The sequence below is a fragment of the Chryseobacterium sp. 14P4.3.2 genome, from assembly GCF_057799275.1.
Genome location: NZ_JBYOKO010000001.1, coordinates 1 through 23,363 on the forward strand (window position 1 = coordinate 1; position 23,363 = coordinate 23,363).

General features: G+C 36.5%; 16 protein-coding genes. 11 read left to right on the forward strand and 5 right to left on the reverse strand.

The annotated features are described in order from the left end of the window. Positions 1-292: 292 nt before the first annotated feature. Both AC27VX_RS00005 and AC27VX_RS00010 read right to left on the reverse strand, forming a co-directional pair. Positions 293-1,339 carry a PA0069 family radical SAM protein gene (locus AC27VX_RS00005; protein WP_488693235.1) on the reverse strand — a complete coding sequence of 349 codons (1,047 nt, stop codon included), beginning with the start codon at positions 1,337-1,339 and terminating at the stop codon, positions 293-295. A 120-nt stretch (positions 1,340-1,459) separates the two neighbouring features. After that, the gene (locus AC27VX_RS00010; protein ID WP_047379954.1) at positions 1,460-1,654 is read right to left on the reverse strand and encodes a hypothetical protein; all 195 of its coding nucleotides are present in this window, start codon (positions 1,652-1,654) and stop codon (positions 1,460-1,462) included. A 174-nt stretch (positions 1,655-1,828) separates the two neighbouring features. On the opposite strand from AC27VX_RS00010, the gene AC27VX_RS00015 reads away from it, so the two are divergent. Continuing rightward, positions 1,829-2,179 carry a hypothetical protein gene (locus AC27VX_RS00015; RefSeq protein WP_236856555.1) on the forward strand — a complete coding sequence of 117 codons (351 nt, stop codon included), beginning with the start codon at positions 1,829-1,831 and terminating at the stop codon, positions 2,177-2,179. Positions 2,180-2,292: 113 nt separating this feature from the next. On the opposite strand, the gene AC27VX_RS00020 is transcribed toward AC27VX_RS00015, so the two are convergent. Together AC27VX_RS00020 and AC27VX_RS00025 are read right to left on the reverse strand one after the other, a co-directional pair. Continuing rightward, positions 2,293-4,947, reverse strand: coding sequence for a hypothetical protein (locus AC27VX_RS00020; RefSeq protein ID WP_236856556.1), 2,655 nt, complete (start codon positions 4,945-4,947; stop codon positions 2,293-2,295). 37 nt (positions 4,948-4,984) lie between these two features. Then, the gene (locus AC27VX_RS00025) at positions 4,985-5,782 is read right to left on the reverse strand and encodes a DUF2797 domain-containing protein (protein WP_236856557.1); all 798 of its coding nucleotides are present in this window, start codon (positions 5,780-5,782) and stop codon (positions 4,985-4,987) included. Between the two features lie 90 nt (positions 5,783-5,872). Here AC27VX_RS00025 and AC27VX_RS00030 point away from each other — a divergent pair, with 90 nt between their 5' ends. The 10 genes from AC27VX_RS00030 (at position 5,873) to msrA (ending at position 21,497) form a co-directional block, all read left to right on the forward strand. Further along, positions 5,873-6,901, forward strand: coding sequence for a GDP-mannose 4,6-dehydratase (locus AC27VX_RS00030; protein WP_236856558.1), 1,029 nt, complete (start codon positions 5,873-5,875; stop codon positions 6,899-6,901). Between the two features lie 136 nt (positions 6,902-7,037). Further along, on the forward strand, positions 7,038-7,259 hold the full coding sequence (locus tag AC27VX_RS00035) for a DUF2795 domain-containing protein (RefSeq protein ID WP_002662059.1): 222 nt from the start codon (positions 7,038-7,040) through the stop codon (positions 7,257-7,259). A gap of 124 nt (positions 7,260-7,383) precedes the next feature. Then, entirely contained in the window at positions 7,384-10,458 is a 3,075-nt protein-coding gene (gene secA, locus AC27VX_RS00040; RefSeq protein ID WP_236856559.1) for a preprotein translocase subunit SecA, read from the forward strand. 151 nt (positions 10,459-10,609) lie between these two features. Then, the gene (locus tag AC27VX_RS00045) at positions 10,610-12,793 is read left to right on the forward strand and encodes a TonB-dependent siderophore receptor (protein ID WP_488693250.1); all 2,184 of its coding nucleotides are present in this window, start codon (positions 10,610-10,612) and stop codon (positions 12,791-12,793) included. A 36-nt stretch (positions 12,794-12,829) separates the two neighbouring features. Further along, the gene (locus tag AC27VX_RS00050; protein WP_236856561.1) at positions 12,830-14,989 is read left to right on the forward strand and encodes a TonB-dependent siderophore receptor; all 2,160 of its coding nucleotides are present in this window, start codon (positions 12,830-12,832) and stop codon (positions 14,987-14,989) included. Between the two features lie 39 nt (positions 14,990-15,028). After that, a complete protein-coding gene (locus AC27VX_RS00055) occupies positions 15,029-16,228 on the forward strand; it encodes a PepSY-associated TM helix domain-containing protein (RefSeq protein WP_488693252.1) in 1,200 nt (399 codons plus the stop codon). Beyond that, positions 16,228-18,342: a TonB-dependent receptor gene (locus AC27VX_RS00060; RefSeq protein ID WP_488693254.1), complete on the forward strand. Its 2,115-nt coding sequence runs from the start codon at positions 16,228-16,230 to the stop codon at positions 18,340-18,342. Before AC27VX_RS00055 ends, AC27VX_RS00060 begins: the two co-directional genes overlap by 1 nt. Positions 18,343-18,393: 51 nt before the next feature. Beyond that, positions 18,394-19,605 (forward strand): PepSY-associated TM helix domain-containing protein, encoded by a 1,212-nt coding sequence (locus tag AC27VX_RS00065; RefSeq protein ID WP_488693256.1) that lies wholly within the window; start codon positions 18,394-18,396, stop codon positions 19,603-19,605. A 79-nt stretch (positions 19,606-19,684) separates the two neighbouring features. Further along, the gene (locus tag AC27VX_RS00070; protein WP_236856565.1) at positions 19,685-20,653 is read left to right on the forward strand and encodes an ROK family protein; all 969 of its coding nucleotides are present in this window, start codon (positions 19,685-19,687) and stop codon (positions 20,651-20,653) included. A 289-nt stretch (positions 20,654-20,942) separates the two neighbouring features. Beyond that, positions 20,943-21,497, forward strand: a complete 555-nt coding sequence (gene msrA / locus AC27VX_RS00075) for a peptide-methionine (S)-S-oxide reductase MsrA (protein WP_236856566.1) — start codon at positions 20,943-20,945, stop codon at positions 21,495-21,497. A 102-nt stretch (positions 21,498-21,599) separates the two neighbouring features. On the opposite strand, the gene AC27VX_RS00080 is transcribed toward msrA, so the two are convergent. Next, complete coding sequence (locus tag AC27VX_RS00080) at positions 21,600-23,360, reverse strand: RagB/SusD family nutrient uptake outer membrane protein (RefSeq protein ID WP_488693259.1); 1,761 nt, start codon at positions 23,358-23,360, stop codon at positions 21,600-21,602. Positions 23,361-23,363: the final 3 nt, after the last annotated feature.

Genomic DNA, 23,363 nt, shown 5'->3' on the forward strand with positions numbered 1-23,363 from the left:
CTTTCGCGTAATATTAAACCTTAAACGACTGGAAGGCAGGGAGAAAAATTTTAAACAAAAGTTTAATAAATGAAAAAGCAATGGGTAAAGCTGGAAAATTAGCAATAAAGGGTACACGTTATTATATATAGTAAAACAGATTTTTGATATGCATTTAGATTTTAGAAAGGTCTGAAAGGAGTCAGAAAGTATTATGATGTCGTCCTAAAACCCAACCTATTGAATGGTTATAGGTTTCACAAATATTGTTCCTTATACTATATAATATAGATTACATTTCAGAAAAGATGATTTAATCAAACAGTCTTAGCTGCTGGTCACGGCTTCCTGTAAAGTTTGCAATAGAAAGCTTAGGAAATTCTTTTTCGCTAAAAAACTTCTTTCTCCCTATTTTAAAAGTAGTATGAATCATTTCAGCAATATTCCCTTCTCCTCTTTGTCTTTCAAAATATCTTTTATCTCCGAGCTTCCCACCCCTCATGGAACGGATCAGGTTCAGAACTTTCTGTGCTCTGTCTGGAAAATGCGCTTCAATCCAATTTACAAAAACCGGCTCCACAGTATCATTCAACCGAACGAGAGTATATCCAAACCCTAAAGCACCGGCATCTGAGACTGATTTTAATATATTCAAAGGTTCATCACTATTTAGCCCGGGAATTACAGGAGCTACCATGACATGAACAGGTATTTTATTTTCAGATAGTATTTCTATAGCTTTTAACTTATTCTTTGCCGAACTTGTTCTAGGTTCCATCTTTATCCTAAGTTCTTCATTAATGGTAGGAATACTTAATGAAACTGAAACTAAATTTTGTTCTGCCATTGGCTTCAAAATATCAAGATCTCTTAATACCAAAGCATTTTTTGTCAGCACATTCACGGGATGTCTATAATCAAGACACATCTGAAGCAATTTTCGGGTAATTTCAAATTTTCGTTCTGCGGGCTGATAACAGTCTGTATTTCCTGACAGCAAAATTGGAGCAGCCTGATATCCACGTTTTTGAAAAAATTTCTCTAAAAGTTCCGGAGCATTCTTTTTTATCATGATCTTCCTTTCAAAATCAATTCCTGCACTATATCCCCAATATTCATGGGTGGGTCTTGCAAAGCAATAAGAACATCCATGTTCGCATCCCTGATAGGGGTTCATAGAATATTCCATCGGGAGATCTTCGCTTTTAACCTGATTGACAATTGTTTTTGGAAAAACTTCAGTAAATGAAGTCTTCACTGTTTCGAAATCTTCATCGTCAGGCTCATAGGTATATCTTTCGAAACGATTGGTAACGTTCCGCTGAGCTCCCTGACCTTTTATGAAATTTTTGTTTTGCATTCTGCTGTAAAATTATAATGGAATTTTTATAAAATAATGAGTTTTAACATTAAAGTTTTTCCAAAAAAAAATCCAACACTTAAAAAGTGTTGGATTAAACATAATTAATATATTTTTTTACTACTTCAGCGCATAGAATTCAACTCCATGAGTTTCATCTTCCTGGTTTTTTTCATCAAAGTGTCTGTGATAATCCGAATAGGAATCACTATATTTTTTGTCTTTTTTAGTCAAAATTTTTTTAATACTTATTAAACTTAATACCGCCAAAAGACCTACTCCTCCTGCCAGTAAAACTCCAACTTCTTTTTTCATATTTTCTTTGATTTATTGTTGTAGGTATTGCAAAAAGTGTACCTATTTTCGATTCCTGAATTATAAATTTTGTTAACATTAAACTTTATTTTTAAGAAAGTTACAATTCATTATTTTTCTTAGGTTTACAAAAGCAATGGTTTAATTATTGTACTCATCACCAAAAATAGTATTATGGAAAATCCCGGAAACTTTGACCAAATGACCACTTTAAGCCAAGTAATGAAAACGCTTTCTGAGAGAGGAATACACAGGGAGTTCAGAATGAACAAAGACTGTGAAATGAAGTTTGAAAATTCTGAGAAAATTTATCAGCCTTCTGAATTGACAATATTGAAGACTTATCGCTTTGAAGGAGATAGTAATCCCGATGACAACGCTGTTCTGTACGTTGTAAAGGACAATGAGGGAAATCGTGGGATGATTATAGATTCTTATGGAGCTGACAGCAATTATCCGGGAGAGCAATTCGATGAATTTTTAAGAAAAATTCAGGTTTTGGAAAGTGATGAATTCAAATTTTAAACCATCAACAGCTATGTTAATTTTTTAAACCATTGGGCTTGTTTTAATAAAATAAAATCTTGCCTACGCTGGCTAAGATTATTCATTTCATCACTTCTTAATGGTTTAAAAGATTATTCATTTTGTGGGGTTTCTTTATGTTTAAAGATATTATTCAAAAATCCTTTCTTTTCTTTTTTCTCTTCTCCAGGTTTTGAGTCGGCTTTTTTATTTTTAATTTCCTGTTTGATTTCTTTGACAGACTGTTTCATTTCTTTTACAGAAGAGACCACATTTTTTACTTTCTTCTCTGTTTTTTCAACATTTATTCCAATAAGCGTTTTCTTTAACCCTTGTTCTATTCCTTTCCAGAAAAGGTTAAAGAATGATTTAGTGGGATCACGTTCTACATTTTCTACATCAACGGCCTCAGGAAAATTCCCCGAATTTGATTTTATAAAAACATTGACTACAGCGGTTAACAGTCCTTTCTTTTCATGGTTATGTTTATTTAAAACTGCAATTTTCAAATCTTTATGTTTGAGATTGAATGTTCCATGTAATCCTGCCGGATTTCCTTTAAAATTAAAAAGCATTTCCTGGATGGTCCCAGAAGTGGCTGTCACGTGAAGATAGGGCCTGATAAAAGGGTTAATGCCGCCAGCAGGGAGATTGGACGTCTTCCCAGAAATGGCAAAGTTATCATTATGATCTGCAACATCAAAGCTCCAGTTTACAGCAAGAGGCGACAGGTTCATAAATGAGCAATTGATTCTAATATCAACCTTTGTAGGCTTTCCTTTTGTTTTGGCAGAATTAAGGTTTTTGACATTCATATTAAATTTACTGAACGTCAGTTTGCCGGGTCCCATACTTTCAGGAGTATCTTCTTCATATACTAAAACTGAATTTTTAAGATCCAGATTGTGAACCGTCATTGGAACTTTCACGGAACGAAGCATTTTTGAATAAAGCGGCTTTATTTTAGGGTCATCTTTTGGAATTTTACTTCTGAAAATATTGGCATCTGCAGATTGTATCGTGACATTTGAAGCATTAATAAATTTATGGTGAGAAAACAGATCCCAATTTCCTTCCGCAGTGATTTCTCCAGCCTTCAAATCATAGAGATCCCTTTCTACAGGTATCATTTTGATAAATTCTGCTCTCGAAACGGTAGGCTTCATCGTAAAATTATTGATCTGAACTTTATTTTTATTCAACTTTAAAAGTCCAACACTCATATTATAAAACTGTGTTTTGTAAGCAAAGTTGCGTGTTGTCAGAAAATAGTCTTTGATTTTGAAGGAAATCCCTTGATTATTAGGTTTTGGAGTAGCTTCAATTTGATTAAATGTAGCATTCAGATCATGAAAAGCAAGGGGCTCCTTTTCTTTATCGTAAGTAATATTTGAATTTTTCAATGAAAGTTTCCTGATGATCAAAGAGTTTATAAATCCTGCCTGAGGCTTTTTATTCTGCTTTTCCGGCCCTGCTTTGATTGTTCCGTTTACATTTTCCACGAGAACGTCTTTAATATCCAGATTGAGTTTTTTATCAATAAACTCTAATTTATTAATATTAAATGCAATATGACCGGTTCTAAGACCTATTGATCTTTTTTCTTCTCCGGAAGAGCCCGGAGTCAGCATAATATCACGAATTTCTCCATTTGTCGGCTTTAGAGCAATGCTTCCCACAGATATATTCTGGCGTCCTGCATATTCTATATTCTTTCCGGAAAATGTAAAGTCCTTATATTCAATGGGAACTATTTTTTCTGAGGTTTCTTTATTAAATATCAGCTGATTGATATTCAAATTAAGATTTCCCGCGGATAAAAGTTTGCTTCCGTCCTGTTTATTGATTTGAACAACCGCATTATTAAGCTTAATATTTTTTAGATCAACTTCAAAATCTGATTTTTTGCCAGAATTTTTAATTTTGACATCTGTTTTGTATAATGTAAAAACAGGGTTTTTAAATTCGGCATTGGTTAGTGAAATTTTATTTTTATTCAATATCACATCTTTGAAATCCATTTTAGGAATTGTGAATTGAAACAACTGCGTTTTTTGAGGGTAAAACTTTTTGAATTGGGCAAAAGACAAAAGCGGAATCAGTTTAAAATTATCCACAGACATCTGCCCGTCTTCTGTGGTGATGGTACTGATTGTAACCGCATAAATGCCGTTCGGTCTAAAGAAGAAGCTTTTCCCTTTAATACTATAACTGTCAAAAATGACCGGTAGTTTATTCTCTACAGATTCTTCTGTCATCTGCAGATTTTCTACAAAGAGATCTAGCTGCTGTACCGACAGAAATTTTTGTTTTGTATGCCTGAAAAGAGCAATCTTCCCATCACTGATTCTTATATTTTCAAATAAAAATGGGCTTTTTTTCTTTCCGGTCTTATGATCTGCGGGTCTTGGAAGGATAATGTTTAAGTTAGGTTTTGCCAGCAAAAGATCAGAAGAGCTTATTCTTTTATTAAAAACAGCATCATAAATACCAATACGGCTGATTTTTAGGGTATCAATAGTTCCCTGCAGTCCAACGACATCAATATTTTTAGGGTCTTTACTATTAATAGATATCCCTGCGGATAAGATATTTCCTGTTGTGAGGTCTACATCAAGCGTTTTATAGGATACTTTATAATCTGTATTATTCTTGATATATTCAGGAAGCTGGGTTTTAAGCCATATATTCAGTCCAAAATTCAAAGTGAGAAGAATTCCCGCTAAGATTCCAAAACTTATCAATAGTCTTTTAGCCCATTTTTTCATATTATGTGATTTGGTTTGCCACCTGATCAAGGTGATACTAATTTTTTGTCTCCAGTTCGACTAAATATCCTTCGTGTCCTCTTATATTAATAAAGTTTCCGCCTTCAAATCCGAGATACTGTCCTTTTATCCCAACTAATTTTCCTGTAAATTCAGGTTTTTTGTCTAAGGTAAATGAAGTTACTTTTTCCGGTTTTTGAAAAGGGTAATCAAACTTCCACAATTCTTCTCCTTCACTATAGAATTTCTGAAAATCTCCAGGGAAGTATTCTTTTATTTTCTGTCTGAAATCTGCAAGATCAATTTCTCCTTCGAAATCATCCTGTAACATCTTTCTCCAGTTGGTTTTATCTGCTAAATGTTCTTTTAAGGCAACTTCTATCATTCCTGCTTCATAACGGTTTTCTGTTCTTGCAATAGGCAATGCAAAAGTCGCACCCTGATCAATCCATCTTGTAGGAATCTGTGTATTTCTGGTCACTCCCACTTTAACGTCTCCTGTATAAGCCAGATAAACGGTATGAGGCTGGAGCTGGATTTGTTTTTCAATCTCCAAATCGCGTTCTGCTACTCCTAAATGTGCTGTAGAAAGCTCCGGACGGATAATGGTATCACTGGCATAAGGACTTTCAAAAAAACAATTTTTACAAAATCCCATTCTGTAGATTGGCTTATTTTCGCCACAGTTTACACATTGGAAACCCGTATGTTTTATACTTAGCTCCTTCCCTATCAGCTCGTTCATATGGATAAGGTCACCTGACAGATTGAGATAATATTGAATTGGCTTAGCATCGTAGCTTGTCATTTTTAAAATTTGCCCTTGAAACTGCATATTATAATTTATATTACTTTTTTAAGTAAATTTAATGATTATATTTTCAAAACGTAAAATTTATATTTTTGCACTAATAAAAAATCACAGATGACTTACCTTGTAACAGGAGGCAGTGGGTTCATTGGTTCTCATTTAATTGAACAATTATTAAGAAATGGACATTCTGTCATAAACATTGACAATTTTGATAATTTTTACGGCTATCAGGTAAAAATTAAAAATACTTTAGAGTCAATTGGCAAAATTTCGGATTTTGAATTCTCTGATAAAGAGACTGATATCCAACATTTAATTTCCCTCTCCCACTCCGATCAATATTCCCTTCATTATCAGGATATCCGAGATAAAAAAGGATTAGAAAATATATTTAAAAGCCATACTATAGATATGGTTATTCATCTGGCAGCACTGGCCGGCGTTCGTCCTTCTATTGAAAGGCCTTTAGAATATGAAGAAGTTAATGTAAGAGGTACGATGAACCTTTGGGAACTTTGTAAAGATTTTAATATCAAAAAATTTATTTGCGCTTCTTCTTCAAGTGTTTATGGAAATAACGAAAATACCCCTTTTGTAGAAACAGATAATGTAGACAATCCTATTTCACCTTATGCGGCCACTAAAAAAAGCGGAGAGATACTGGGTCACGTTTATCATAAGCTTTATGATATAGATATGATCCAACTTCGGTTCTTTACCGTGTATGGTCCAAGGCAGAGACCAGATCTTGCGATCCATAAATTTACGAGGCTTATTTCAGAAGGCCGGGAGATTCCTTTCTATGGTGACGGAAATACTGCCAGAGATTATACTTATATAGATGACATTATTGATGGAATTACGAAATCTATAGTGTATCTGGAAAATAATTCCGGGGTGTACGAGATTCTTAATCTGGGTGAAAACCAGGTGATCACTTTATGTGAAATGGTATCGGCCATTGAAGAGGCCCTGAAAAAAACTGCCACAAAAAAAATTCTGCCAATGCAGCCGGGAGATGTCACAAAAACCAATGCAGATATTACAAAAGCAAAGGTTTTAATAGGGTATCAACCCCACACAGACTTCCAAAATGGCATAAAAAAATTTGTGGAATGGTTTTTGAGAAAACGACAATAAGTAAATTACTGACATAGCTGTCATGCAGTTGATGAAAGTCATTTATAAGAAAAGATTATAAAAAGAATTGAAAATCAAGTATAAAAAAGTTTATTATACAACCTATTTTTATACTTTTGCAAAAAATTAGAAAATTATGTACTGGACATTAGAATTAGCTTCATATCTAAGTGACGCACCTTGGCCAATGACAAAAGCAGAGCTTATTGACTACGCAATCCGAACTGGTGCACCTATGGAAGTAGTTGAAAACCTTCAGGCAATCGAAGATGAAGGAGAAATTTATGAATCTATTGAGGAAGTATGGAGTGACTATCCTACCGATGAGGACTTCCTTTGGAACGAGGACGAATATTAATAAAGCGATAAGCTTTAGGCTGTGTGCTTAGAGCTTTTTTGCACTTTTATATATTAATTTACACGATAAGCGTGTCATTTAAAACGCTTAAAGCATCTTGCATTAAGCATAAAGCAAAAAATTTATGAGTTTTTTAAACAAAGTTCTTAAAGGGTTTTTGGGAGACAAAAAAGCGCAGGACCTAAAAGAAGTAAAAAAAGTTGTAACAAAAATCAAAGCTGTAGAACCCAACATCCAACAATTGTCGGATGATGGTTTGAGACAAAAAACTGCTGAGTTTAAAGAGAATATAAAATCTGCAACAAGCAATATCACAGCTCAAATAGAACAGATAAAAGAGCAGATAAAAAACTCAACCAATGTTGACGAAAAAGAAGCTCTTTTTTCAAAAATTGAGTCTTTAAAGAAAGAGTCGTACGAAATTGAAGAGAAAGTTCTGATTCAGGTTCTTCCCGAAGCTTTTGCATTGATAAAAGAAACGGCAAGAAGATGGGCTCAGAATGGTGAAATCCGTGTAACAGCAAGTGACTGGGATAGAGAACTGGCTGCTATGGGGAAAGATTTCGTTGAAATTCAGGGAGACACAGCTGTTTGGAAAAACTCATGGGATGCTGCCGGAACTCCTGTAGTTTGGGATATGGTCCATTATGATGTTCAGTTTATCGGAGGTATTATTCTTCACAGTGGTAAAATTGCCGAAATGGCAACCGGTGAAGGTAAAACCTTAGTGGGAACATTACCTATTTATTTAAATTCACTTCCGGAAAGAGGAGTACACGTTGTAACGGTAAACGACTACCTTGCTAAAAGAGACTCCGCATGGATGGGACCTCTTTATCAGTTCCACGGTATGTCTATCGATTGTATTGATAACCACCAGCCGAACTCAGATGGAAGAAGAAAAGCATATAACTCAGATATTACCTATGGAACGAATAATGAATTCGGTTTCGATTATCTGAGAGATAACATGGTAACTTCACCTTCAGAATTGGTACAAAGAGAATTGAACTTTGCTATCGTGGATGAAGTTGACTCCGTATTGGTAGATGATGCAAGAACTCCATTAATTATTTCAGGTCCGGTTCCTCAGGGTGACAGACAGGAATTTGATGTTCTTAAACCTTCTATTGATAGAATTGTTGAAGTACAGAAGAAAACTGTTTCTGCTATTTTCAATGAAGCCAAGAAATTAATCGCTGCCGGAAATAACAAAGAAGGAGGGTTTAAATTACTTCAGGCTTACAGAGGTCTTCCAAAAAACAGACAATTAATCAAATTCCTATCGGAAAGCGGAAACCGTGCATTGCTTCAGAAAACTGAAGCCCAGTATATGCAGGATAACAACCGTGATATGCCGATTGTAGATAAAGATCTTTACTTTGTAATCGAAGAAAAAAACAATCAGGTAGATCTTACAGACAAAGGTGTTGAATATATGTCTCAGGGTAACTCTGATGCGAACTTCTTTGTACTTCCTGATATCGGAACTGAAATTGCTGAAGTAGAAGCTAAAAATTTATCTAAGGAAGAAGAATTTGAAGCTAAAGAAAGACTTTTCTCTGACTTTGCTGAAAAATCTGAGCGTGTTCACACAATGAGCCAGCTATTGAAAGCATATACATTATTTGAAAAAGACGATGAATATGTGGTGATTGATGGTGAAGTAAAAATTGTTGATGAGCAGACGGGACGTATCATGGAGGGACGTCGTTATTCTGACGGTCTTCATCAGGCGATCGAAGCAAAAGAGAATGTAAAAATTGAGGCAGCAACTCAAACTTTTGCAACAGTTACGCTTCAGAACTATTTCCGTATGTACAACAAGCTTGCGGGGATGACCGGTACTGCAGAAACAGAGGCTGGGGAACTTTGGGAAATCTACAAATTAGATGTTGTGGTAATTCCAACCAACCGTCCTATCTTAAGAAATGACAAACAAGATTTGGTTTTCAAAACCAATAGAGAAAAATACAATGCTGTAATTGAAGAGATCGAAAGATTAACAGCACAAAAAAGACCGGTACTTGTAGGTACTACGTCAGTTGAAATCTCTCAATTGCTTTCAAAAGCACTTCAATTAAGAAAAATCCCGCACCAGGTATTGAACGCAAAACTTCACAAGAAGGAAGCTGAAATTGTTGCAGGAGCAGGACAGCCGGGAGTTGTAACCATTGCAACCAACATGGCAGGTCGTGGTACGGATATTAAGCTTTCTAAAGAAGTAAAAGAAGCAGGAGGTTTAGCAATTATCGGTACTGAAAGACACGATTCCAGACGTGTTGACAGACAGCTAAGAGGTAGAGCGGGACGTCAGGGAGATCCGGGAAGTTCTCAGTTCTATGTGTCTCTTGAAGATAACCTGATGCGTTTGTTCGGTTCTGAAAGAATTGCTAAAATGATGGACAGAATGGGTCACAAGGATGGTGAAGTAATTCAGCACTCTATGATCAGTAAATCTATTGAGAGAGCTCAGAAAAAAGTAGAAGAAAATAACTTCGGAACAAGAAAGAGACTGCTTGAGTATGATGACGTAATGAACAAGCAGCGTGACGTAATCTATAAGAGAAGAAAGAATGCTCTATTTGGAGATCACCTGAAGTATGATATTACAAATATGATTTTCGATGTTTCCAATTCTATCGTTACGAAAGGAAAGGCAACTGGAAATTATAAAGATTTCGAATACGAGATCATCAAGACGTTCACAATGGAATCTCCGGTTTCTGAAAGTGAATTTGGAAATAAAACGGTTCAGGACTTAACGAATATTCTATTCAAAGCTGCACAGGAAGATTATCAAATGAAGCTGAACCTATTGAAAGAAAAATCATTCCCAATCATTGAGAATGTTTACCAAAATCAAGGTTCAATGTTCAAAATGATTCAGGTTCCTTTCACAGACGGACACAAAACAATGACTATTGTAGCTGACTTAAAAGAAGCTTACGATACGAAGTGTGAAAGCCTGGTGAACGATTTTGAAAAAAATATCACCTTATCAATCATCGATGAAAACTGGAAACTTCACCTTCGTGAAATGGATGACTTGAGAAGATCTTCTCAGGGGGCTGTTTACGAACAGAAAGACCCACTTGTCATTTACAAGCAGGAATCTTTCCACTTATTCAGTGAAATGATGGATAAATTGAACAAAGAGATTATCTCTTTCTTATACAAAGGAGAAATTCCGGCATAAGAAAAATTTAATATAATCATACAAAACCCGCTTCAGCATTGACTGGAGCGGGTTTTTGTTATCCAGTGTATAACAATTTTATGATAAATATCAATTTAATTATTTATTTAGAATAGTTAAAAATAATATATTTGCAGAAAATTTGACTTTCATGAAAAATGTACTGATCTGTGCTTCTATGCTGGGCTCAATTTTGGCCTTTGCTCAAGAGAAAGACTCAATCAAGACTAAAGGCATTGATGAAGTAATTATCATTAACTCTTATATAAAAAAAGACAGTGAATATTCAAATAAAATGCCCCTAAAGGCTATTGAAAATCCACAAGTTTATTCAAGTATTGACAAGACCATTTTAGAAAATCAAGGAATTTATACTGCGGATGATGCTTTCAAAAATATTCCCGGTCTGCAGACCATGTGGACTTCTAATGGAAGAGCCGGTGACGGCGGAGCTTATGTAAGTTTAAGAGGTTTTGTATCTGCCAACTCTTTAAGGAATGGAGTTTTAGGAGCTGTAACAGGAACTATAGATGCCATTAATCTTGAAAAAATAGAAGTTCTTAAAGGGCCATCAGGAACATTATTCGGGAGTTTGCTTTCAAGCTATGGAGGAGTCATCAACAGGGTAACCAAAAAGCCTTATGAGACCTTCGGAGGAAATGTAAGCTTATCTGGAGGGAGCTATGACACCTACAGAGCAGCAGTAGATATCAACACCCCTCTTACACAGGATAAAAAACTGTTATTCCGCCTGAATTCTGCCTATACAAACGAAGGCACTTTCCAGACAGAAGGATTCAGACGAAACTTAGCTATTGCTCCAAGTTTAAGCTATAAACCAACTGACAGATTAAGCATCAACCTTGATATGGAGTTGTTTCAAATGAAGAACATGAGTGATCAGACCTTTTTCTTTTATTCAGGGAATTACCTGCAGAAGGTTAACAATATCAAAGATCTAAATTTAGATTATAAAAACTCCTATTTAGGAAAAGACCTTACCAATACCGGAAGAAGCATCAACTTCTTTGGCCAGGTCAACTATAAGATTTCAAATTCTATTACTTCCTCTACTAATTTCAGTACATCGTCCAGCTATTCTAACGGATTTATGCCCTATTTATATTTTATGGGAGATGATGCCAGCAGCATGTATAGAAGTGATCAATCTACACGAGACAGCAGAAAAAAATCTCTCAATTTTCAACAAAACTTCAATGGAGATTTTCACATTGGAAGCCTAAGAAACAGAGTAGTTGTAGGGTTTGATTATTTAAGGGTAAATAATAATCAGAATTTCTATGATGTGAATGGTTTTGACAGAGATGCCAGTGGAAATTCTATTCCTGTTCCTTTGCATCAAGCTGGTTTTGATTATACCAATTTCAATGGCACGGCTCTTCAGGAAAAATATAACGCCATGGCAGGAAATGAAAGTCCTTATCTTATAAAAGGGATTCAGGAAAACTATGCAGTTTATATTTCCAATGTACTAAATATCACTAATAATCTTAATGTACTAATGGCATTAAGAGTGGATAATTTCACAAACAAACCAGGAATTACTGGTGCTTCAGATTCTGAAGAAAGAAAAAAACTGAATCAGACGTTTTTCTCTCCAAAATTAGGAATTGTGTATGAAGTGGTAAAAGACAAGTTTTCCATTTTTGGAAATTACCAGAACAGTTTCAAAAACCTTGATTATTATGTGGATGCATCAGGAACTACGAGAACTCCGGTTCCTGAGCAGGCTAATCAAGTGGAAGGAGGGATCAAAACAAGCCTGTTTAACGGAAAATTATCCTCTACCTTAAGTTATTATAACATTCAGGTAAAAGATGTTCTAAGAAGTACGCCTTCTGATAACCCTCGTGCACAAATACAGGACGGTACTATTGTAAGCAAAGGTGTTGAACTTGAATTAAATGCTTATCTGGTAAAAGGATTTACAGTAATTGCCGGATTCAGTTATAACGACTCAAAATATACCAAAGCTGACCAGGCTGTGCTGGATAGAAGACCTAATACTTCGGGATCTCCTTATTTAGCAAATTTATATGCAAGCTATCAGTTTCTGGACGGAAATCTTAAAGGATTAGGTTTTGGAATTGGTGGAAATTATGCCAGCGAAAATAAAATCTATAACTCTGCAGACGGTATTTTCTCTTTACCATCCTATGTCGTTCTGAATGCCAGCGCATATTATGATGCTAAAAAATTCAGAATTGGGGTAAAAGTGGACAACTTTACCAATCAGCATTACTGGATAGGATACACCACTGCAAATCCTCAAAGGCTTATCAATGCAGTAGGTACTCTTACCTATAAGTTTTAAGCATAAAAAATAAATCAAAACTTGACTCTATAAACAATGAAAAAAATAACGATAGGAGCTGCATTATTAACCACTATGTTAACTTTTGCGCAAGAAAAAAAAGATACTATCAAATCTAATGATATCGAAGAAGTTATTGTCAACGGAAGGTATTATAAAAAATATGTAGAAAAGGAAGGATCATCTTCTCTTCGTCTGGACGAAGCTTTGATTAAGATTCCACAAAACATCTCCATCATTACCAATAGAGCACTGGAAGACCAGCAGGTAACTACCCTAAGTGATGGTGTTTTAAGAAATGTTGCCGGAGCACAAAGGCTGGAGCACTGGGGAGACATGTATACCAGAGTCAACATGAGAGGCTCCAGAGCTGCTGCTTTTATGAATGGAGTAAACGTAACTTCAAATTGGGGCCCGTTAAGTGAAGATATGAGCTTTGTAGACCATATAGAATTCATCAAAGGTCCATCCGGGTTCTTAATGTCTAATGGAGAGCCTAGCGGAATTTATAATATCGTGACTAAAAAACCTACCGGAAATTCTTTGAACGGTTCAGCAAAAATTACACTGGGAAGTTACAATATGTACAGAGGAGAGGCTGATATTGATACTAAAATAACGGATAAAGTTGCTTTCAGACTAAATTTGATGGCGCAAAACAGAAAGAGCTTCAGAGATTATGAATTCAATGATCGTTATATCATTAATCCTTCATTAAAAGTAAAACTTACAGATAAGACTACTTTAGTTGCTGAGTATATTTATCAGAAAGCTAAAATGTCTGAAGTAGGATCGGCCTATGTTTACAGCTTTGAAGGCTATGGGAAAAAACCTGCTGAATATACAGTAACTGATCCAGGTATTGACCCAACTAATGTGACCAATAATACCATTAATGTAAATTTACAGCATAAATTTAATGAAAACTGGAAGCTGACTTCTCAGCTTACTTATGTAAACGAATATACAATGGGAAGCGATATCTGGCCAGGAAAATTCATTTCAGAAACACAGTTTATCAGAACATTAAATTATTGGGAAGCCAGTAATATTATGAAATTCGGACAGGTATTTTTAAATGGATACTTCAAAACAGGGCCGGTATCACACAAAATATTAACGGGTCTTGACTTGGGATCAAAAAAATATCTGGCTGATTGGTCAAAAAGCGGACCCTTGGATACTGAGAAAAATCCATTCGACCTGAATGCTACTTCTTATACACCTCCTAGTGCAGGATATCCAAAATTTGATACTGAAGGAAAATCTTTATTACAGAGAGCCACTCCTTATGGTACTATTGAACAGGAATACACAGGATTATATTTACAGGATGAATTAGGATTCTTAAATGATGCTTTAAGATTAACCGTTGCGGCACGTTATACAAACGTAAAAGAAAACAGCTACGGAACGAAAACAGAAGCCAACAGAATAACACCACGCGTTGGGCTTAGCTATTCTATTGATGACAATACTTCTGCTTATGCATTATATGACCAGGCCTTTTCTCCTCAGTCAGGACTATTCAGAGATGGAACTACTGCTAAACCAATTACGGGGAACAGCATGGAGATTGGGTTCAAAAGAGACTGGTTCAATGGGAAATGGAATACGACTTTATCCCTTTATAACATTAATAAGAATAATGCGATTACCAACGACCCAAGTGATCCAACCGGCGTTTTCTCTATTTTCTTAGGTAAAACTAGAGTACAGGGAGTAGAATTTGACCTTAAAGGAGAAATTACCAGAGGGTTCAATGCGATCTTCAATTACGCTTTTACAGAAAACAAATTTACGGAGACCACACCTAAAGCAACAAAGGGAGAACTGGTTCCCGGATATGCTAAACATACTATCAACGGTTGGTTAAATTATACATTCACACAAGGTGAACTGGAGGGTTTCGGACTAAGTTTCGGAGGAACTTTCCTAGGTGGAAGAAGCAGCTGGAACTGGGGAAGTACCAATGCGCCGTTGCAAATGAACGACTATTTGAAGTTTGATGCCGGATTATCATGGGAAAATGCCAAGTTCAGAGTAGGATTAAATGTCTTCAATGTCTTTAACAGGTATTTGTATAGTGGAAGTAGTATTAATTTCACTATGGCTGATAACACTCAAAGAGGAGGATATTACTATCAGGCTGAAGCACCTAGGAATTTCAGGTTATCATTAGCTTATAAATTTTAAAAATCAAAGGTTAGCCCCACAAGGGGTTAACTTTTTGCTATGAGAAAAAAGCATCATAAAAAGAAAGTTTCTTTTACAAAGAAATGGTCTGCCAAACTACATCTGTGGTTTGGCTTGTCCGTTGGTATTATTGTTTTTATAGTCTCTCTTACAGGGACTTTATATGTTTTTAAGGATGAAGTACAGAATAGCTTACGTAAGGAGGCTATTTATGTAAAGCAGGGAGACCCCGGAGCAAAACCTTTATCAATTAATCTGCTTCGGGAGAAAGTAAGTCTGGAGCTTAATGAAAAGTATCCTTTAACCTCCGTTGAAATTCCTTTAGACAAAAGTAAATCCTATCGTTTCCTATATTATGAAAAAAATAAAAAGGGATGGAATTACTTTCAGGAAGTACTCATCAACAAACAGGTTTATGTCAATCAGTACACCGGAGAGGTTCTTGGTATTTACAATGAGAAATATGATTTTTTTAATATCTTAAAATACATTCATTGGGGTCTTCTCCTGAATTCCGACTGGGGCAAATATGTTGTAGGAATTCCAACCGTACTTTTTATTTTCATGCTCATTACAGGAATCATTTTGTGGTGGCCTAAAAATAAAAATGCCAGAAAAGGAAGATTTTGGTTCTCCTGGGAAAATGTGAAAACCTGGAAACGTAAAAACTACGATCTTCACAACGTACTGGGGTTCTATGCCTCATTTATTGCCTTACTGCTGAGCGTTACCGGAATCTATTTCGCTTATCCTTATGTGAAAAATACGTTCAACGTTGTATTATCCGGTTCTCTGGATCTTCCTAAGGAAAAAGAGCTCAAATCACCGGACTCATTAATGGTGAAGAATGAAGCCATTTTTGATATTGCCGCTTCCCAGACTGAAAAATTATATGCAGGTTCATCAAGTTTCAGAATATCTTTAAACGGAAAAACTAAAAAAGGGAAGGAACTTAAAAACCTCCCTGTTTCCATTTATGGGCAAGACGGAAGATTCAGTGAGAGAAACCTGCTGACTTTTGATAAATACTCAGGAAAACTACTAGCCAATAAACCTCATCAGCAACTGAACAACGCAGAAAAATACGCCAATGCCAATTATGATATTCATACAGGCTCCTACTTTGGACTGTTTGGAAAAATCATCTGGTTCATTGCCGGCCTCATCTGCACATCACTCCCTGTCACCGGATTTTTGATCTGGTGGGGAAAAAGAAAGAAACAAGGAAAGAAAATATAATGAAAAAAGTGCTTTTATCAGCTGCCTGCTTAGGAACTACTACCGTTTTCGCTCAGGTTAAAGATACATTACAGACCAAAAATGTTGAAGAAGTAGTTATGACCGCCTCAAGGAAAAAGGAAAATATAAAAGAAGTTCCAAGTTCCATCACAATTGTAGGGGAAAAACAGATTCAGTCTCAGCTGACGGTCAACTCAGATATTACGAGTATTCTGCAATATACTGTTCCCAGTTTAGGAACCAATTCCGGGCAGACTTCGAACACGGGGCAGACTTTACGAGGGCGTCAGGTTTTGGTTTTGATTGACGGTATTCCTCAGTCTACTCCACTTCGAAACGGAGCAAGAGACGTAAGAGTCATTGATCCATCAGCCATTGAAAGAATTGAAGTAATAAAAGGAGCATCATCTATCTATGGAAACGGAGCAGATGGTGGTATTATCAATTATATTACAAAAAGAAGTAAAACGGATAAGAAAATATCAGGAATTTCACAGATTGGTCTTACCGGGCAGCCTTATGGTGGTACTTTAGGAGTAAGAGCCAGCCAGCTTTTGTCAGGAAAGGTCAATAAATTTGACTATACCCTTTCCTTAGCTTATGAAAGGACGGGTTATATGAAAGACGCGGATGGTATCATGCTGAGCCCTACTTACAGTACTGCAAAAATGGATAATTACAACGGAATGTTGAAATTAGGGTATGATATCAATGATAACCAAAGAATTGAAGCTTCCTATATCGGCTATTCTTCAAAATCAAACCTGAATTTAGGATTAAAAACAGGGAGATACGGCATCACCCCTACCATAGGAGAAGGACTAGGAAAAGGATTGGAAACAACTCCTCAGGGAACACCAAAAAACCACAACGTCAGAGTAAGTTACGACAATAAAAATCTATTTGCCGGAACTTCTTTAAATATTAACCTTTATTATCAGGATTTTAAAACGGTTTACGGGTATAGTGATACCTTTTTTAATGGCGGGCAGTCTAATGTTCTTTCCAAAAAGATGGGAGCAAGGTTTAATTTTGACACCCAGCTTTGGAATACTCACAATTCACAGGCCGAAATTATTTACGGAGCAGATATCCTGAATGACAATACTGTACAGAAGCTGGAAGATGGTAGGTTCTGGACTCCGAACATGACTATGACCAACGTAGCGCCTTTCTTACTGGCAAAAATTGACCTGTTCAAGAAGCTGACCATTAAAGGAGGTCTTCGTTATGAAAATATTAAAGTCAACGTAGATGATTTCAATACCCTTTCTGTAGTTAAAAGTGACGGAACATTTACAAAAAGTATTCCTGTAGCAGGAGGAAATTTGAGCTACAATGCCCTTGTAGGAAACATTGGAGTGCGTTACAATATTGAGCCATATATTAATCTGTTCGGAAGCTTTTCACAGGCCTACTCTATCAATGAGCTGGGAAGAATCTTAAGAACCTCAACTTCTGAAACTATTAAGAATCTTGAAACAAAGCCAATCATTGTCAACAACTATGAATTTGGGGCAACAGGACAGCTTGCAAGCTGGTTAAATTATGAATTAACTTCTTATGTGAGTACTTCTAAACTGGGGGCATCATTCGTACAGAGTCCGGACCGTGCATTAATGATTCAGAGATCACCGGAAATCGTATATGGAGTTGAAGGCTTCTTACATTTTACTCCGGTAAGGTGGGTTCAGTTCGGTGGAAGTTACAGCTGGATGGAAGGAATCACTTCTGTAAAAGATGACGGAGATTACTCTACGAAAATCAATAACAGCAGAATTTCAGCTCCTAAAGTGCTTGCTTATATTCAGGGGAAACCAATTCCTGCCTTATCAATCGGGCTTGACATGCTTCATTCTTTTAAACAAAACAGATTTGACCCGAATGCAAAAACAGGCCTTTATGCCTATGGTGAAGGATATGTTCCAGACTATACTGTTTTTAATTTTAAATCAAGCTATGAAGTAAACCATAACTGGAGAGTTTCTTTGGGTATTGAAAACATATTCAATAAAGTGTATCAGCCTTCCATTGCATGGTGGTCAGCAAGAGACAGCGACTATATTAATGCTCTGGGAATGAGAGGAACATTTATGATTGAATATAAATTTTAATTAAACTAAATAAAGAGTAAAGTTTATCTTTGCTTAAGATTCAATTTGAATATGAAGAAAAATCATCATCATAAAAAGAAACCGGGATTCTTTAAAAAATGGTCGGCCAAACTACATTTATGGCTTGGACTGAGCATCGGATTCCTCATCTTTATTATCTCTATTACGGGAGCATTGTATGTATTTAAAGATGAAGTAGAAAATATTACCCGTAAAGATGTCATTTATCATCAGGAACAGAACATTGACCAGAAGCAGATTCTTCCTATCAGAGTTATGGAAAAAGCTGTTGCAGAACAGGTAAAAGAAAAATACCCTATTCACTGGGTAAATATTCCTATAGATAAGAAAATGTCTTATATGTTCTTCTGGTATGAGCACAATACGGATTCCTGGAATTATTTTGATGAATTTCCTATCTACAAACAGGCCTATGTAAATCCTTATACAGGAAAAGTACTTCGGGTGTATGATGAGAAAAACGGATTCTTCAATATTGTAAAAATGATCCACTGGAGCTTCCTTCTCAAGCAGGACTGGGGAACTTATGTAGTGGGAATACCGGTTATTATCTTCGTTATTATGCTTATCACAGGAATTGTTTTATGGTGGCCAAAAAATAAAGCAGCCAGAAAGCAGCGTTTCGGATTCAAATGGAAAAATATCAAAAGCTGGAAAAGAAAGAACTATGACCTTCATAATGTACTGGGTTTTTATGCGTCTATCTTTGCCCTAATCTTTTCTGTTACCGGCCTATTCTATGCGTTCTTTGTGGTTCAGGCAATGATATATGTAGTCTTCTCAGGCGGAGAAACAAAATATCCTGATTATTCTCACATTAAAACAAAGGCACCTATTGAGCTAAGAACGGAAGGAACACTAGACAAGATCATCAACACTGTAAAGGAAAAGTATCCGGATTCCTACGGTTTTGCCATAGATTTAGGCCACGAGCATATGGACGATCATGAGCACCCGAACTTTGAGGTATATGTAAAGCATCTCTCCTACTCTTATCATAAAAGCAGCAGCCTTATTTTTGATGAAAACTCCGGAGAACTGCTTCACACCCATGATCCCAAAGACAAAAACTTTGGAGAAAAGGTAGTAAATGCCAATTATGATATTCACGTAGGAGCTATTCTGGGGCTTCCTACCAAGATTATTGCTTTCATTGTAAGTCTTATTTGTGCCACACTTCCGGTAACCGGATTTTTGATCTGGTGGGGAAGAAAAAAGAAAAAAAAGGTAAAAACGGCTTAATCTTTTAAATAAAACCTAGTTAATAATCCATTAATACAATCTTTTTTATAATTTTAGAGCTTAGAATTTAATAATAGAAATGTCATTAATAGATTTATCAAAACAAGTTGCCCTTGGAGTTGACATCGGCGGGACCAATACCAAGTTCGGAATCGTAAACCACCGTGGAGAAGTTCTGGATAAAGGAAACCTCAAAACCGATGCTTATGATAAAGTAGAAGATTTTATCGATGCTTTATATGATCATGTATTTCCTTTGATGGAAAAGCATGGATCTGAAAAAAACTTTGACGGAATTGGAGTAGGGGCACCCAATGCAAACTATTATAAGGGAACTATAGAGCTGGCTCCCAATCTACCCTGGAAAGGTGTGATTCCTTTTGCCGAACTGATGACGGCAAAATTCGGTCTGCCTTGTACAGTTACCAATGATGCTAATGCAGCAGCCTTGGGAGAAATGCTTTTCGGAGCAGCACGAGGAATGAAAGACTTCATCATGATCACTTTAGGAACAGGGGTAGGCAGCGGAATCATTGCCAACGGAAGTTTAATCTACGGGCATGACGGTTTTGCAGGAGAACTGGGACACACCATCGTGAAGCCAGGTGGAAGAAAACACTGGAGTACGGGTTCTGAAGGAAGCCTGGAAGCCTACGCTTCGGCAACAGGAATTACAATTACAGCAAAGAAAATGAGGGCAGAATTCCCTGAATCTATGCTGAACCAATATCCTGAGGACGAAATCAATTCTAAGACAGTATATGAATGTGCTCTAAAAGAAGACCCAATTGCCATTGAAGTTTTCAGATATACAGGCCAAAAACTGGGTGAAGCATTAGCTAATTTTGTAATGTTCTCATCTCCGCAAGCGATCCTTTTATTCGGAGGAGTAATCAAAGCCGGAGATTTTATTTTAAAGCCTGCGAAGCTTCATATGGAAAGAAACCTTCTTCCTATTTTCAGAAATAAAGTAAAACTGGTATTCAGTGAGCTTGACGAAGCAGATGCTGCTATTCTTGGAGCAAGTGCTTTAGTTTGGGAAAAATAACTGATCCGACATAATACACAAGGAAGGCTTTCTCGTAATGGGAAAGCCTCTTTTTTATTTCAGCCATGGCTCTATAAATCCTTTTACCGGTCTCTATCTATAAGACATCACTTGAGTTCACGTTTGGCACTGTTTTTCTATTTTCATTGATCCGTTATCATTTGTCTTATCTATGAGAACAATTCGTAAGATTCGTATGAAAATCCATCAGGTTTTTCTTACTTTTGATCTGTTTTTCCGGATCATCTTCTGATGCTGAAAAAAATAATAAAACAATATATTACCAAAAATGGACAACAATAATTTAGAGCAAATCACTTTCGGTGGCGGATGTTTCTGGTGTGTAGAAAGCTGCTTTAACCTGCTGAAAGGTGTAAAGTCTGCAGTCTCCGGATATTCGGGAGGGCATAAAGACAATCCTACTTATCAGGAAGTCTGCACCGGCGAAACAGGACATGCAGAAGTAGTACAGATCACTTATGATCCGGCTATTATTTCCTATGAGCAATTGATGGATGTATTCTTCTTCCTTCATGATCCTACTCAGCTGAACAGACAGGGTAATGATATCGGAACGCAATACCGCTCCGTTATTTATTATAAAGATGATGCGGAGAAAGCAAAAGCAGAACAAGCTGTAAAAGTATCTCAGGATTCAGGAAGATGGCCCGGAACCTATGTAACAGAATTAGCACCGTTTGAAAAATTCTGGCCCGCAGAGCAATATCATCAGGGATATTACAATGAAAATCCTACACAACCTTATTGCAGCGCTGTAGTAGGCCCTAAAATCCAGAAGTTTAAAAAATATTACGGAGAACTGGGAATGCTGAATGCTGAATAGTTCAGTATTATTACCATTAAAACGTATAAGAATAACAAAAGCGAGGAGAAAAATCTCTTCGCTTTTGTCTGCGCAAAAAATAATCGTTTTATATGAAGATAACTAGTATCCCGGGTTTTGTGTGAAATCTTTTGAGGCATCAATCGCTGACTGAGGAATCGGGAAGATTCTTCTGTAAGGCTGAGAAGCTGATTTGGCAGTTCCGGCCAAATCAAATTTCCCAAATCTGATCATCGCCTTTCTTCTGTACATTTCCCAATACAGCTCATATCCTGATTCTTTAAACAAAGTATTAGCATCCAGAGAGGCAATGGCAACACCGGGAGCACTGTTGTATAATGCTTCACGTGTTCTGCTTGTCCTCAGTTTATTTACATCTGCCAATGCTGCTGCTACATTTCCATTTCTGAAAAATGCTTCTGCTCTCATCATGTAGATTGTTCCTAATCTGTACAGAGGGACATCCATTCCGCTTGTTCCGTTATTAGCATATCCGGGGTCAAATTCAAATTTGAAGTTTCTTACCCCTCTGTTGATCTGAGCCTGTGTAAATACGGCTTCCGAAGGATTATCAAAATTCAGTTCTGGAGTAAAATCGGCAGCAAGTGTCGGTGTTTTTTCCGTAAACAGTTTATATACTTTAATTCTTCCGTCTGATGTCATATCAAAACTTCCGCTTGAAAGAATTTTGGGACCGTATTGCTGCCCAACCTGCAATCCTCTGTTAAAATGGAACCAGGGCTTTCCTGTACCTTCCACTTTGCTTGTTGAAGGTACGCTTACATCCGTACCATCATTTTTGAACCATGTACCATCATCATATTGGTAGTGTCTCTGAAAACGTGGGTCATTAAAATTCCCATTCCAGGAATTATAGAACTCAGGAGTAATGCAAGATGCATTTGTTCCCCTGTTATCAGGAGATGGTTTCTGGCTTCTTTCCATAGACATATAGGCCAGGTCATTATCTGCATTTCTATTTGAATTTTTCTTCTGAACGATCGTAAAGATCAATTCTTTACTTGTATCATTATTGATGTCAAAATTGTGGAAATAATTAGATTCCAAACTAAACATTCCAGCATTAATCAATAAGTCAGAATACTTAATTACTTTATCCATATCATTACCTCCTCCACTCACGGCCTGCTCTGTAAAATTGAACGTACCCGCAGTTTTATTCTTTAAAACGGCTCTGTTCAGGTACATATCTGCCAATAATGCATAGGCCGCCTGTTTTGTAAATCTTCCGGCATGGGTATTCTGGGTTTTCAGATCTGCTAAATTGGGAATAAGCCCTTCTACTTCCGTAATCAGTCCATCAATTGCTGTGTCTGCTTTTCTAATTTCGATGGGAGCATTTGCATTATCCGGGTTCTTGTAAGGAGCCTGCCCAAAAAGATCCAAAGTAGTGTAAGTGTACAATGCCAATAACCCTTTCGCTTCTGCCAGAAACAAAGGTTTGTTATTCATATTACTTTTATTGATACTTCCAATGGCATATAAAGATTTTGCCATCCCAAAGTTCAGCTGATTCCACGTTGTTTTTATAACATCATTATTAGAATCCCAGGTAAACTCGTGCATCGCTCTCCATTTTCCTCCATCTCCCCAGTCACTCCCTCTTGTTGGAAGCAATGCTTCATCAGTAGAATATTCCTGCAAGGCAAAAACACTCCCGTGATCTACAAAGGTTCCGTCACCAAGCTGTCCATAGGCTGCAGCCAGAGAAGCTTCAGGATCTGCATTTTCAGAACCCAGTACCTCATCAATCACTTTCTCGTCCAGATTTGTACACCCTATTAAAGCAAGTACTGCAAGAGATAATACAATTTTATTAATATTTAGAAAATTAGATTTCATGAT

Excerpts from the sequence above, each read along its gene's own strand:
- AC27VX_RS00060 (WP_488693254.1), top strand. The coding sequence starts at position 16,228 with ATGAAAAAAGTGCTTTTATCAGCTGCCTGCTTAGGAACTACTACCGTT.
- AC27VX_RS00015 (WP_236856555.1), top strand. The coding sequence starts at position 1,829 with ATGGAAAATCCCGGAAACTTTGACCAAATGACCACTTTAAGCCAAGTA.
- AC27VX_RS00065 (WP_488693256.1), top strand. The coding sequence starts at position 18,394 with ATGAAGAAAAATCATCATCATAAAAAGAAACCGGGATTCTTTAAAAAA.
- AC27VX_RS00045 (WP_488693250.1), top strand. The coding sequence starts at position 10,610 with ATGAAAAATGTACTGATCTGTGCTTCTATGCTGGGCTCAATTTTGGCC.
- AC27VX_RS00050 (WP_236856561.1), top strand. The coding sequence starts at position 12,830 with ATGAAAAAAATAACGATAGGAGCTGCATTATTAACCACTATGTTAACT.
- AC27VX_RS00035 (WP_002662059.1), top strand. The coding sequence starts at position 7,038 with ATGTACTGGACATTAGAATTAGCTTCATATCTAAGTGACGCACCTTGG.
- AC27VX_RS00055 (WP_488693252.1), top strand. The coding sequence starts at position 15,029 with ATGAGAAAAAAGCATCATAAAAAGAAAGTTTCTTTTACAAAGAAATGG.
- AC27VX_RS00070 (WP_236856565.1), top strand. The coding sequence starts at position 19,685 with ATGTCATTAATAGATTTATCAAAACAAGTTGCCCTTGGAGTTGACATC.
- AC27VX_RS00005 (WP_488693235.1), bottom strand. The coding sequence starts at position 1,339 with ATGCAAAACAAAAATTTCATAAAAGGTCAGGGAGCTCAGCGGAACGTT.
- secA (WP_236856559.1), top strand. The coding sequence starts at position 7,384 with ATGAGTTTTTTAAACAAAGTTCTTAAAGGGTTTTTGGGAGACAAAAAA.
- AC27VX_RS00030 (WP_236856558.1), top strand. The coding sequence starts at position 5,873 with ATGACTTACCTTGTAACAGGAGGCAGTGGGTTCATTGGTTCTCATTTA.
- msrA (WP_236856566.1), top strand. The coding sequence starts at position 20,943 with ATGGACAACAATAATTTAGAGCAAATCACTTTCGGTGGCGGATGTTTC.
- AC27VX_RS00080 (WP_488693259.1), bottom strand. The coding sequence starts at position 23,360 with ATGAAATCTAATTTTCTAAATATTAATAAAATTGTATTATCTCTTGCA.
- AC27VX_RS00010 (WP_047379954.1), bottom strand. The coding sequence starts at position 1,654 with ATGAAAAAAGAAGTTGGAGTTTTACTGGCAGGAGGAGTAGGTCTTTTG.
- AC27VX_RS00020 (WP_236856556.1), bottom strand. The coding sequence starts at position 4,947 with ATGAAAAAATGGGCTAAAAGACTATTGATAAGTTTTGGAATCTTAGCG.
- AC27VX_RS00025 (WP_236856557.1), bottom strand. The coding sequence starts at position 5,782 with ATGCAGTTTCAAGGGCAAATTTTAAAAATGACAAGCTACGATGCTAAG.